The 13,229-nt window shown below is 41.5% G+C and carries 10 protein-coding genes and 1 riboswitch; all 10 genes read right to left on the bottom strand.

Going from position 1 to position 13,229, the window contains the following annotated elements:
• Positions 1–6: 6 nt before the first annotated feature.
• Positions 7–2,676, bottom strand: a complete 2,670-nt coding sequence (gene ppdK / locus LG336_RS17765) for a pyruvate, phosphate dikinase (protein WP_404328819.1) — start codon at positions 2,674–2,676, stop codon at positions 7–9.
• Positions 2,676–3,497, bottom strand: coding sequence for a pyruvate, water dikinase regulatory protein (locus tag LG336_RS17770; RefSeq protein ID WP_404328820.1), 822 nt, complete (start codon positions 3,495–3,497; stop codon positions 2,676–2,678). The genes ppdK and LG336_RS17770 overlap by 1 nt, the downstream gene beginning before the upstream one ends.
• Before the next feature lie 22 nt (positions 3,498–3,519).
• Positions 3,520–4,155, bottom strand: coding sequence for a helix-turn-helix transcriptional regulator (locus tag LG336_RS17775; RefSeq protein ID WP_404333206.1), 636 nt, complete (start codon positions 4,153–4,155; stop codon positions 3,520–3,522).
• A gap of 278 nt (positions 4,156–4,433) precedes the next feature.
• Positions 4,434–5,198 (bottom strand): exodeoxyribonuclease III, encoded by a 765-nt coding sequence (locus LG336_RS17780; protein ID WP_404328821.1) that lies wholly within the window; start codon positions 5,196–5,198, stop codon positions 4,434–4,436.
• A 174-nt stretch (positions 5,199–5,372) separates the two neighbouring features.
• A complete protein-coding gene (ribE, locus tag LG336_RS17785; RefSeq protein ID WP_404328822.1) occupies positions 5,373–5,843 on the bottom strand; it encodes a 6,7-dimethyl-8-ribityllumazine synthase in 471 nt (156 codons plus the stop codon).
• Positions 5,844–5,861: 18 nt separating this feature from the next.
• Positions 5,862–7,055, bottom strand: a complete 1,194-nt coding sequence (locus tag LG336_RS17790) for a bifunctional 3,4-dihydroxy-2-butanone-4-phosphate synthase/GTP cyclohydrolase II (protein WP_404328823.1) — start codon at positions 7,053–7,055, stop codon at positions 5,862–5,864.
• 12 nt (positions 7,056–7,067) lie between these two features.
• Entirely contained in the window at positions 7,068–7,718 is a 651-nt protein-coding gene (gene ribE / locus LG336_RS17795; protein WP_404328824.1) for a riboflavin synthase, read from the bottom strand.
• A gap of 12 nt (positions 7,719–7,730) precedes the next feature.
• Complete coding sequence (ribD, locus tag LG336_RS17800; RefSeq protein WP_404328825.1) at positions 7,731–8,810, bottom strand: bifunctional diaminohydroxyphosphoribosylaminopyrimidine deaminase/5-amino-6-(5-phosphoribosylamino)uracil reductase RibD; 1,080 nt, start codon at positions 8,808–8,810, stop codon at positions 7,731–7,733.
• A gap of 139 nt (positions 8,811–8,949) precedes the next feature.
• Positions 8,950–9,095: riboswitch (FMN riboswitch) on the bottom strand.
• 103 nt (positions 9,096–9,198) lie between these two features.
• Positions 9,199–10,464 carry a LysM peptidoglycan-binding domain-containing protein gene (locus tag LG336_RS17805; RefSeq protein ID WP_404328826.1) on the bottom strand — a complete coding sequence of 422 codons (1,266 nt, stop codon included), beginning with the start codon at positions 10,462–10,464 and terminating at the stop codon, positions 9,199–9,201.
• Positions 10,465–10,589: 125 nt separating this feature from the next.
• Positions 10,590–13,172: a DEAD/DEAH box helicase gene (locus LG336_RS17810; RefSeq protein ID WP_404328827.1), complete on the bottom strand. Its 2,583-nt coding sequence runs from the start codon at positions 13,170–13,172 to the stop codon at positions 10,590–10,592.
• Positions 13,173–13,229 lie beyond the last annotated feature (57 nt).

The raw sequence follows: 13,229 nt of genomic DNA on the forward strand, positions 1-13,229 counted from the left end.
ATTCTATTATTTTGCTACCAACTCTTCCGTCGCTTCCTTCTTAAAACGAATGGTTGCTTGTGCGGCGGCTAGGCGTGCAATGGGAACTCGGTATGGGGAGCAGCTCACATAATCTAATCCTGTTTGGTAACAGAATTCAATCGAGCTTTTTTCTCCGCCATGCTCCCCGCAAATCCCAGTTTTGAGCTCTGGTTTTGTTTGGCGTCCAAGCTTTACGCCTGTTTCAACAAGCTTGCCAACGCCCTCACGATCAAGGACCGCAAATGGGTTTTCTGGCAATACTTTATTTTCAATATACGCTTGGAGGAACTTTCCTTCCGCATCATCACGGCTATAACCGAAAGTCGTTTGCGTTAAATCATTTGTACCGAACGAAAAGAAGTCTGCTTCTTCGGCAATTTGATCCGCAGTAAGCGCAGCACGTGGAACTTCGACCATTGTGCCAACTGTATAAACAAACTCTTTACCAGTTTCTTCTTTTACTAGATTTGCAGAATCCACGACAAGCTGACGCATTTCCTTTAATTCATTCACATGACCAACAAGTGGAATCATGATTTCTGGTTTGGCTTCAATCCCTTTTTCCGCTAAATTAGCCACCGCATAAAAGATCGCCTTCGCCTGCATCTCATATATTTCAGGGTGAATCATTCCTAGACGGCAACCGCGATGACCTAACATTGGGTTGAACTCATCTAACTGGCGAACTTTCTTTAGTAATAATTCTTTCTCTTTTAACTCTGTCGATTTGGGGTCGAGGATTTTTAGCTTCGTCGTCTCGACAATCAACTCTTCCTTATCTGGAAGGAATTCATGTAGTGGTGGGTCGAGCAAGCGAATTGTAACAGGAAAACCTTGCATCGCTTCGAGAATACCTTCGAAGTCGTCCTGTTGCATAGGCAATAATTTCGCAAGTGCAGCTTGACGCTCCTCAAATGTTTCGGCAAGAATCATCTCCTGAACGATTGGTACGCGAGTTGGATCCATAAACATATGCTCAGTTCTACAAAGCCCAATCCCTTCTGCACCGAATTCCCGGGCTTTTCTAGAATCCTCAGGATTATCCGCATTCGTTCTTACCCCGAGCTTCCGTTCTTCATCTGCCCAAGATAGTAGTTGCTGGAATTCCACTGATAATTCTGGTTCAATCATTGGAATTTCACCAAGCATGACCTCCCCAGTGCCTCCGTCAATGGTAATAATGTCCCCTTCTTTAACAACCGTTCCCTTTATATAAAACTCTTTCTCGTGCAAATCAATCTTCATTGCTTCACATCCACAAATACATGCTTTTCCCATTCCCCTTGCAACAACAGCGGCATGACTTGTCATTCCCCCGCGACTTGTGACAACTGCTTGGGCGGCAACAATCCCATGAATATCATCTGGTGTGGTCTCCGGACGAACCAAAATGACTTTTTTGCCATCTTTGGCTAAAAGCTCTGCCTCATCTGCATCAAACACAACAGCTCCAGTTGCCGCTCCTGGTGATGCGGGTAGACCTTTGGCTAATTGAGTACGCTCAAAATTGTCATCAATTCGACGGTGCAATAATTGATTTAATTGGTCTGGGTCAACACGTAGAAGTGCATCTCTTTTACTAATAAAGCCTTCTTTGACCATTTCAACAGCGATACGAATGGCTGCTTGAGCAGTCCGCTTTCCGTTTCTTGTTTGTAAAATAAACAATTTGCCGCGCTCAACCGTGAATTCGATATCCTGCATATCTTTGTAATGCTGTTCAAGGCGAATGCATGTTGCCGCGAATTGCTCATAAACCTCTGGCATTTCATCCTTAAGCGTGTTAATAGGTTGTGGTGTCCGAATCCCGGCAACGACATCCTCACCTTGGGCATTAATTAGATATTCACCGTAAAGCAAATGCTCCCCAGTCGAAGGATTTCGGGTGAACGCAACGCCAGTGCCGGAATCATTACCCATATTTCCAAACACCATGCTTTGAATATTAACAGCTGTCCCTAGGTGTCCAGGAATTTTATTCAATCGACGGTAAACGATTGCCCGTTGGTTATTCCAAGAATCAAACACTGCATTAATCGATAAATATAACTGCTCAATCGGATCCTGTGGAAAAGCCTTACGTGTATGTTTCTTTACAATCCGCTTATAACCAGAAATGACTTCCTTCCAATCTTCAGCTGTTAATTCCGGATCGGACTTATACCCTTTTTCTTCACGCGTTTCTTCTAGTAACCTTTCAAAAAAGAATGTATCGACATCAAGAACCACATCGGCAAACATTTGAATGAACCGTCTATAGGAATCATAAGCAAACCTTGGGTTATTTGTTAATCTCGCCACTCCTTCAACGGTTTCATCATTCATTCCTAAATTTAAAATCGTATCCATCATCCCAGGCATAGAGAAAACAGCACCAGATCGAACCGATACTAATAGTGGATTTTCAGGATTCCCAAGCTTTTTCCCTGTATTAGCCTCAAGTTTTTTAAGGGCTTGTAAAATCTCATCCTGCACCTCTGTAGTAATCTTTTTATTGGCTTCATAATAGGCATTGCAAGCTTCTGTGGAAATCGTAAAACCAAATGGGACGGGTAGCCCAATCCTCGTCATTTCCGCAAGATTCGCTCCTTTTCCACCAAGCAAATCCTTCATTTCACTATTACCTTCATTGAACATATACACAAATTTTTTCATTATGTATAGCTCCTTTCGCTTTTTAGAATGTCTAAAATTTGGCTTGCAGTTTCCTCGACCGCTTTGTTCGACACATTGATGACCGGGCAACCTACCCGCTTCATAATCTTCTCAGCATATTCTAATTCCTCTAAAATCCGTTCAAAGCTTGCATAATTAGCCTGTGAGGTAAGTCCTAACGCTTTTAAACGCTCTTTGCGTATTTCATTTAATTTATCTGGTGAAATGATTAATCCTACACATTTAGACCGAGGGACTGTAAACAGCTCATCAGGCGGTTTTACTTCTGGAACAAGCGGAACATTGGCAACCTTGTATATTTTATGAGCTAAGTACATCGATAAAGGTGTTTTGGACGTCCTTGAGACCCCAATTAAGACAATGTCAGAGCGAATAATCCCTCGCGGGTCACGCCCATCATCATATTTCACTGCAAACTCAATTGCTTCAATTTTTCGGAAATAATCATCGTCTAGCTTTCTCATTAAACCCGGCTGCTGATTTGGTGGCTTTTCAAATTTTTGTTCGAAAGCGTTCATCAACGGATTTAGTAAATCTACAGCAACAATCCCTTCTTCTTTTGCACGCCTATCGAGATATTCTTTTAAATGGGGAATGACAATCGTGTAAGCAATAATCGATCGATTAGTTTGCCTTGCTAATATCAACACATCCTCAATGTCCTCGACATCCTCGACATAAGAGCTCCTGTGTATATCTACACTCCCACCGTTAAACTGGGTAGCAACGGCTTTTACTACAAACTCTGCTGTTTCCCCAACAGAGTCAGAAACAACGTAGACTACTTCCTTTTTACTCAAAGCAACTTCACTTCCAATCTGGTTATATTTCAAGGAGTTCAACATACGCCCTAGTAATCGTTGTTTTTGTAATTCGTCCGATTACTTCATACATGTTTTTTTCTTTATCTATTTCTCTGACCACTGGTAAGGAGTCGATATGATTATGTATTAGTTTCTTAGCTGCTTCGAAAAGGGTCTCATCATATTTAACAGTTACAATATTAGGCATTCTCGTCATAATGACACTTATTGGGAGCTCTTCAAGATTATTATTTCCGATTGCAGCCCTTAACAAATCTTTACGTGAAATGACCCCGGCAAGAAGACCTTCCTTATCGACCGCATATAAGGTCCCCACATCCTCAAGAAAAATCTGAACAATGGCGTCATACACAGATGCTGATTTTTGGACAACAATCGGGTGTGCTTTGTAATTATTAACAAGCTGTTTGGCCAGGTTGGCGGCGCTTTGCCTCACCTCACTTTGCGGATTGAAGAAATAGCCAACACGCGGCTTTGCCTCAAGACTGCCTGCCATAGTTAAAATGGCTAGATCTGGTCTTAACGTTGCACGAGTTAACGATAATTTTTCTGCAATCTCTTTTCCTGTGATTGGTCCAGCTTCTTTGACAATCTCGAGAATCTCTTGTTGACGTTTTGATAGTTTAATTGGAATCACCGCCTTCCCCTAATAACCACAATTAACGCTACACTTTTATCATGTTAATAACCAATTGTGTTATGCTCATTCATATATAGTATATTACATTTGACTGAATTAAGGTACAAGAGATTTATATATATTTGACAAAATTTCAAACTAATTAGCTTTTTCACCATACCAACCTGAATTCAAACCAAATAGGCTGTCCCAATAATGGAACAGCCTAATCGATTAAAACATATTCATTTCATATACATATAGTCATTCTTTACGAGAATTCATCTATTTGCCTAGCCAATGTTTTCTGTTAGGTCTAGTATGATCGGACAATGGTCACTGCCCATTACCTGCGAGTCAATAGCTGCCTCTGTAAGCATGGGTGACATTCTTTCGGAAACGATAAAATAATCTATCCGCCAACCAATATTTCTTTCGCGGACCTTATTCATATAACTCCACCATGTGTAGGCACCTTCTTGGTCAGGGTGAAGATGTCTAAATGAATCAACAAAACCAGATGCTAAAAGGTAAGTCAGCTTCCCTCGTTCCTCATCGGTAAACCCTGAATTTCCATAATTGGATTTATGATTCTTTAAATCTATTTCCTTATGAGCGACATTAAGGTCCCCACAAAGAATAACCGGTTTTATCTGGTCAAGCTGATGCAAATACTCTTTAAGCTTGTCCTCCCAAGCAAGTCGGAATGGAAGTCGTGCCAAGTCTCGCTGTGAATTTGGGACGTAAACATTGACCAAGAAAAACTTTTCAAATTCAAGTGTAATCGCTCGTCCTTCGCAATCATACTCTTCGATGCCAATTCCATATCTAACGGAAATAGGCTCTACCTTTGAGAATACAGCCGTTCCGGAATATCCCTTTTTAACCGCATAATGCCAATAATCATAATATCCCACTAAATCTAAATCAATTTGCCCTTCCTGGAGCTTCGTTTCCTGAACACAGAAAATATCGGCATCTACTTCCTTAAAATAATCTAAGAACCCTTTCTTACAGCAAGCACGTAGCCCGTTAACATTCCAAGACACTAGTTTCATTATGAATCCCCTTTTATAAAAATCTGTAAATCTAGCCTATTTATGTTTAAGCCAAATTTTAAATCAATCAGTTCTTTTGAATTCTTTCCAAAAAAAGAAGGAACAACCCTATGGTTATTCCTAAAGTATAGTATAAAATCATGAATCTATTAACTATCATGCTTAATCCAATTTTTACTGCTCAATATTTCTGCAAAGGTTCGCCATTTCAATAGCTGTAGTAGCTGCCTCCCAGCCTTTGTTCCCCGCCTTTGTACCAGCTCGTTCAATTGCTTGTTCAATGGAGTCTGTTGTCAGAACGCCAAATGATACAGGAACACCACTATTTAACGCTGTTGCGGCAACTCCTTTAGCCGCTTCATTGCAGACAAAATCGAAATGTGGAGTAGCTCCACGAATAACAGTTCCGAGTGTCACGACCGCATCATAACGACCACTATTTGCCATTTTTTGCGCAACTAACGGAATCTCAAATGCGCCTGGTACCCAAGCAATATCAACATCTTCATCTGCCACTCCATGTCTTTTTAATGCATCCTGCGCTCCTCCAAGAAGCTTGCTTGTAATAAATTCGTTAAAACGTCCCACAACGATAGCTACTTTCAGTCCTGATGCTACTAAATTACCTTCAAATGTCTTTCCCATTTTCTATTCCCCCTGAAATTAAATATGAAGTAAATGACCCAACTTTGATTTTTTTGTTTTTAAATAACGTTCATTTTCTTTCTTTGATTCCATTTGGATTGCAACACGTTCGACAACTTCAAGACCATAGCCCCCAAGACCACTAATCTTCCTAGGGTTATTGGTTAAGAGCTGCATTTGTCTTACTCCAAGATCCTTAAGGATTTGTGCACCGATTCCATAGTCTCGAAGGTCCGCACCAAAACCTAACTTTTCATTTGCCTCCACCGTGTCAAATCCCTCTTCTTGAAGCTTATAGGCTTTCATTTTATTAATAAGTCCAATGCCTCGACCTTCCTGACGCATATACAAGAGAACTCCTCGACCTTCTTGTTCAATCTGTGTAAGAGCCGCATGGAGCTGTGGTCCACAATCACAGCGGAAAGAACCAAAGACATCGCCCGTCAAGCATTCAGAGTGAACCCTGACAAGAACTGGTTCATTGGTCGTAATATTCCCTTTCACAAGAGCCACATGTTCTTGTCCGTCTACGACATTGGTATAGCCAACCGCTTTGAAATCGCCAAATTCTGTTGGTAAATCAATTTCAACCACTTTTTCAACCAATCTGTCCTGTTGATTGCGATAATGAATTAACTCTTTGATTGTAATCATCTTTAACCCAAAGCGGTCGGCAATTTCCCTTAGCTGCGGTACTCTTGCCATTGAACCATCTTCATTCATGATTTCGCAGATGACCCCCGCAGGAGCAGCTCCTGATAATTTCGCGAGATCCACAGCCGCCTCAGTGTGTCCAGCCCTTCTAAGAACCCCACCATCTTTCGCAATTAATGGGAAGATATGTCCTGGTCTTTTAAAATCGGCAGGCTTTGATTCTGGGTTAATCAGCTCTTGTACAGTTCTGCTTCGCTCGTGGGCTGAAATACCTGTTGTGGAACTTTTATGATCGATACTTATCGTGAATGCAGTTCCATGGGGATCCGTATTATCATAGGTCATGGCATGAAGCTCCAACTTTCGAGCCAATTGTTCCTCAACAGGTACACAAACCAAACCTCGTCCATGTGTGACCATGAAATTAATGGTCTCTGCAGTTGTTTTTTCCGCTAAGGCGATAAAATCACCTTCATTTTCACGATCCTCGTCATCACAAACAATAACAATTTTACCGTTTTTCAAATCATCAATTGCTGCTTCAATTTTATCAAACATCTTTTTCCCCCCTTAACTGAATCCATTTTCCTCTAAAAAACTTTTTGTTATCGATGACTTCTTGCCCTGATTTGTTGTTTGTTTTAGATAGTGTCCCACATATTTGCCAATCATATCGCTCTCAATATTGACCATATCTCCAACTTGTTTTTGACCAATAATGGTTTCCTCCATCGTATGGGGGATTAACGAAATGGTAAACGAGGTTTCTGTTACGCCGAAAATGGTCAAGCTTGTACCATCAACCGTTACAGAGCCTTTCAAAATCATCCCACTCGCCAGTTCTTCATCGACCTCAATTTCATAATAGACCGCATTTTCTTGACGCTCCTTGCGAATAATCGTGCCAATTCCATCGACATGACCTGATACAAAATGACCACCAAACCGACCACCAGCGGCCATTGCTCTTTCAAGGTTGACTTTAGAACCGGGCTTGAGCTTGCTAATATTCGTCGCTTTCACTGTCTCCGGCATTACATCGACCGTAAACTTTCCAGTCGTAAAAGAGGTGACCGTCAGGCAGACGCCATTTATTGAAATACTATCTCCAAGGTTGACATCCTTTAAGACTTTCTCCGCATGAATAGCCACTTCAAACATAGGGCCTGTCCTTCGGATTCCCGCTATCGTGCCAATTTCTTCAATAATCCCAGTAAACATACATTCAACTCCTTATCGTGGCGTAGCAATAACGCGGATATCGTCGCCAATCATCGTTACATCTTTGATTCGTAAAGATACGGCATCCTCTATATGTACTAGCCCTTCTCCCCCGAAAACCGACGGAGCGCTTTTCCCACCAATTAGCTTAGGAGCCATATAGCTGATCAATTGTTGAAAAGCTCCTGCTTTAAGAAAGCTTCCGTGGACCTCTGCACCACCCTCTACAAATAAAGAAGTAATCCCACGTTCAGCCAGGGATTTCAAGATTTCGGGAATCGTCAAGGTTTCTGTGAGCACCACCACCTCAACTCCATGCGCCTCCATCTCAGCTACTTTGGCCTTCTCTGCCTTGCTAGTGGTAATCAGCCATGTTGGCGCTTCCTCGTCCCTAACCACACGGGCACTTAATGGCGTCCTTAATGTAGAGTCCAAGATAATTCGCACCGGATTTTTCCCACCACCTGGCAGTCTAGTGGTCAGGCTCGGGTCGTCTGCGATTACCGTGTTCACTCCAACTAAAATCGCATCATGCCGATGACGTAGTCTGTGAACATCATGTCGGGCGGCCTCTCCCGTAATCCATTTGCTTTCACCTGTTACGGTTGCAGTCTTGCCATCAAGGCTTGAAGCTGATTTTAAAGTCACATACGGCAATCCTGTCTCAATAAAATGAAAGAAAATTTCATTCAGCTCAATGGCTTCATTTTCAAGAACTCCAGTTTCGACGCTAATTCCGGTATCTTTTAACTTACTAATGCCACGTCCTGCAACAAGCGGATTCGAATCTGTTGAAGCAACAACCACTCTCTCAATGCCAGAAGCAATAATCAAATCGGCACATGGGGGGGTCTTCCCATGATGGCTACAAGGCTCGAGCGTAACGTAAATCGTTGCACCCTTCGTTTTTTCACCAGCCATTCGAATAGCATGAACTTCCGCATGAGGTTCTCCTGCTTTTAGATGTGCACCCATTCCAACAATTTGATTGTTCTTAACTACTACTGCTCCTACGTTTGGATTCGGGGAAGTTTGTCCCGCTGCACTCCTCGCAAGTTCAATCGCCAGCTTCATATATTCTTGATCCGTCACTTCGTCAACCTCCTCTGCAGAAAAATAAAAAGGACCCCAAGCATCATTAATCGATACTTTGGGGTCCTAAAAAGACAATAAGAAAATAAAGGTCTATAAACAGGTAGACTTCACCCGTTAACGAAACCTAGTTTCAAAAATTTTCCTTCTCCCATCCAGACTTTAACTGTCGGCTCTGGAGTTTCACCAGATCCACCGTTTAACAAATGTTAACCGGGTCACGGACTAAGAAGCCATCGCTTCATCACCGCCGGTTGGGAATTACACCCGACCCCGAAGGAATATGATATTTATATCTATTATATGCTTAAATGATTAAAAATGAAAAGTAAAAGTTATTAGTATAATTAAAAAAGGAAGAATAACTTCATCCTTCCTTTAACTCCTGCTATTTTAAAACCGTAATTCTTTCCTTAACAAAAGCCCAATTCTGCGGTGCTGGCAAGCTCAATTGCCAATACGTCGTTCCCATTAAACCGTATAAATCAATTAACTGATATTTTGCAATATAACTTCTTATATCTTCATACCAAACAACATGGTCCTGGTTGTTTTGTCGGTATTGATAAAAAGGTGATCGGGCACGTTCATCAAACTGAATCGGCCGCCAATTAGCAAGCGCGATGTTCTGTGCTGATAGCACCGACCGAGCGATAGTTGTATTGTCCGGGACAATTTTATCATATCCGTAAAGCGCCATCGCAATTTGCATTTTCTCCTTTCTAATTTGCGTAAGCGCATAAACAATTACCTGCTCTACCCACCAAGCAGGAGAAACAGGATCTGGTGGGCCACCTGGATATCCATAATCAATCGTCATCACGGCAACCATGTCGGCCACGTTTCCAATTCCTTGGTAATCATATGCACCGATAATCGGATTTGTAGGTATATCTTCTGTTTTTGCATGGACATTTACATGTAGAATGTTCAAACCAAGCGCATTTTTCAACTCCCTAAGAAACACGAGGAAATCATTACGCCTTGGCGGTGGGATAAATTCAAAGTCTATACTTACCCCTTGATAGCCTCGTTCCCGAACCAAATTAACAAGACTAGTGACAAGGTTCCTACGCAATTGTGGGCTCTCAAGTATTCTTCCGACCAATTCAGCATTAAATTCCCCATTTAGCTGATTTCGAATCATTAATAATGGTCGCACACCTAACTGATTACTTGTCGCAACTAATTCTCGATCCTCAAGTTGAACATATGCAAAACCACTTTCCGTAAAACTATAAGCAGCAATCGCTATGTAGGTCATCTGTCCTGCTAATTCATATACCTGTGCAATAGCAGCTTGCTGGACGTAAGGCGAGATAAACACTAGTGTAGCAATTTCCAGCTTAGCAGTTGTCGGAATCCTAATTTTCTGACCAACAACAAGAGAATTCAAATCAACTGATGGATTAGCCTCAATAATCCCATCGGTTGTTATATTAAATTGAACCGCTATTTTCCACAGGGTATCACCTGGTTGAATGCGATAAACACGGTATGGTGATGGGGTCCGTGGAATATAGAGCGCAAGACCAGGGGTAAGAGAATTCGTAGATGGTAAGCCATTAAGCGCCATAATCTCAGTAAAGGAAACACCATACCTACGTGAAATCGCCCAAAGAGTCTCCCCGCTTTGTACAACATGAACGCCCATACAACCACACCTTTTCTATTCTTTAGGTAGAAGGATTAGTGAGAGTCTCTGTTGGAGTTAAAATCCTACTTAATAACCATTTTATGGCGTACAGCGCTTAATATGCTATTAGATACCTATGTCCGCTAAGCCCAGCGTCTATTTCCGCGATTTCCACGTCTATACTTCCCATGATAGCAAGCATCACATATAGAGAATCTAGAGTCGTCCGGAAGAGGTTTCCCACAGTTTTTACATTTTTTTCGAAAATTTTCTACCTCATCCCGAAGTTGGTCATGGACTTGATCACTGATTTCTTCTCTCACTCTTTCCCAGTAAACCGCTTCCGTCCTTCTTCCTAATCGATATAAAAATAATAGGTGAAGCCCAATCGCTTTATAGGATAACTCAAAATCCTCTAGCCCTTTTCGTTTAATCATTGGGTCTGGGATTTCGGTATCATCGGCAACCGCCATCATCGTGTCTAGCCATTGGCGGACCAATGCCGGTTCTTTGGATGCAAAAGGCAAATGAAGAAATCCATATAAATCCATCATGGAAAAGCGGGCCTCAATTGGCGTACCTCGAATCAATTCATATAAATCGCGTTCTTCCGCAAGCGAAGCTTTTTTCGTCCCCTTAGGTGAATCAAACTCCTCCCATAGCTCAAAAAAAGTGCCAAGATCACGATAATATTTTTGAAAGCGCTCAAAGACGGTCGAGGTTGGGGCAATGGCAAAGGTCTCTACAGGTTTATCGGTTTGCTCCAAAAGCTTACTCATGTATTTAATATCAGCGGAGAAGGCAACCTTGCCGATATCATATATTCCCTTTCGGCCTGCACGCCCGGCGATTTGTTTCACTTCTTGAGAAGTCAACCTTCTTCTCCTTGTCCCATCAAATTTCTCAGTCTCAAGGAAAACAATTCGTCGAATTGGTAAATTTAAGCCCATCCCAATCGCATCTGTTGCAACAACCACCTTTGTTTGACCAGAGTTAAACAAATCAATTTGCTTCTTTCGTGTTTCCGGTGGCATGCTTCCATAAATCATGCTGACCGAATGACCACTACGCTTAAGTTTTGCAGCGGTTTCCAAAACCCTTTTACGTGAAAAGCATATAAGCGCGTCGCCTTTTTTCGTGTGTTTTAACTCAAACTCCTTCTGCTCTACTTCTAATGGAGTATCACGACTATATTCATGGACCTCTATCTCAACGCCTTCTAACAGGTTAAAAAGCATGTCTTTAATATTCCAGCTTCCAATGATATGGATCTCACGTGCGTTCGCTTTCGTAATCGCTTTGTACCAGGAAAATCCTCGATCCTTATCAGCGAGCATTTGCGCCTCATCAATGACAACAACATCGTAAAAGTCTTTTTCATGAAACATTTCCACTGTGCTTGAAATATGTCTTGCTCCCTCAACAGACTTTTCCTCTTCTCCTGTCTTTAACGAGCAAGCTACACCCTCTGCATTTAGTTTATCGTATACCTCAAGAGCTAACAGTCTTAGGGGCGCTAAATATAATCCACTTTCAGCTGCTTTCATTTTTTTTAATGCATGATGGGTTTTTCCGGTGTTCGTTTCACCAATATGCAAAACATAGCGTAAATTCACTCCAACTGACGGGATATAAGCTTTACCGAAGATATCGTCCATAATATGTGCTTCTTCCGCCCTTATCCGTTCAAGCTCAGCCCTCTCTTCCACGATTCTCCGTTCTCGTTCTGCAACATGATTCTTAAACAATTCTTGGTGGGTCGCTATATCAAACGGGATGTCGACAATGGTTAGTAAGTCCTCAAGGTACTCTTGTGTTAATTCTTCCAGGCACTCTCCCGTTAAATCAACAAATTCCTGGTCAAACCATTCTATTAACTTTGCTTCAGTAAGCTCTTGTTGGAATAATTCCTTATATTCTTCCTTGAGATTGGTGGGAAGTTCATTAATAAGCCTGTTAGGCATAAGGGCAAATAAATACTCCATAACCCGCTTCTCATAAAAGTCAAAATATGTTTCATACTCAAAGGTACGAGCTCCCCAATCATAGGTAGCCTGAACTCCACCTGTAAGTTCTTCAAAGAATTCTGCTACTTTTCGATAATCGCTTGGAAGAAAATGTCCATCCTCAATTAGCCTTTCTTCCAGTTTGAAAGGTTCAACATACTGATATTTTGGCTTCTGATTCAAATCCTCCATTAAATGTTTTGCAGCAAAATGCCGAACTCTCAAATAAAAGAACAAGAAATTTTCTTCTAAGTAATTTTCGACCCGACGTTGTAACTCAAAGGTATAGGCGTTTCTCTTTCTGTCCACTTCCGCTTGCACTTGTCGTTTTAAAAAAGCTTCCCGTGATTTCTTGTATTTTCGCTCCCATTCTACTGGATTTGTGGCAAATTGTTCATCAAGCCACTGAATGACATTAAAAGGCTGGAAATCCCTAATCTCATTGCGAAAAAGCTTGTTGATGATTTTCTTATCCACCCCCTCTGTCTCATAACCTTTATTTTTCAAGTATTGCTTTTTTTCTTTTTTTGGAACATCATTGGATGCTTTATTAATCCAGACATTTACCCAGATTTGTTCGATAAAAGTTTTCCGCTCATCAATATAATCCTGATAGGAACGGATGATTTCGCTCTTCTCTAGAAAGTGAGCAATATCTTCATGGAGTTTTTGTTTTGTTTGTTCAATGGCATCAGGGTAGATTTCTTCTAGTTTCGTCATTCCCGTGTCCCCTTTCTCCGTTTCTTCCTATTATATGTAAAAAGCCTGTCCAATTAT

Source organism: Mesobacillus maritimus (assembly GCF_044803185.1).
Classification (GTDB): domain Bacteria; phylum Bacillota; class Bacilli; order Bacillales; family Cytobacillaceae; genus Mesobacillus_B; species Mesobacillus_B maritimus_B.

Bases quoted from the DNA above. Each gene is read 5' to 3' on its own strand.
- ppdK (WP_404328819.1), bottom strand. From the start codon at position 2,676: ATGAAAAAATTTGTGTATATGTTCAATGAAGGTAATAGTGAAATGAAG.
- LG336_RS17780 (WP_404328821.1), bottom strand. From the start codon at position 5,198: ATGAAACTAGTGTCTTGGAATGTTAACGGGCTACGTGCTTGCTGTAAG.
- ribE (WP_404328822.1), bottom strand. From the start codon at position 5,843: ATGGGAAAGACATTTGAAGGTAATTTAGTAGCATCAGGACTGAAAGTA.
- LG336_RS17790 (WP_404328823.1), bottom strand. From the start codon at position 7,055: ATGTTTGATAAAATTGAAGCAGCAATTGATGATTTGAAAAACGGTAAA.
- ribE (WP_404328824.1), bottom strand. From the start codon at position 7,718: ATGTTTACTGGGATTATTGAAGAAATTGGCACGATAGCGGGAATCCGA.
- LG336_RS17805 (WP_404328826.1), bottom strand. From the start codon at position 10,464: ATGGGCGTTCATGTTGTACAAAGCGGGGAGACTCTTTGGGCGATTTCA.
- LG336_RS17810 (WP_404328827.1), bottom strand. From the start codon at position 13,172: ATGACGAAACTAGAAGAAATCTACCCTGATGCCATTGAACAAACAAAA.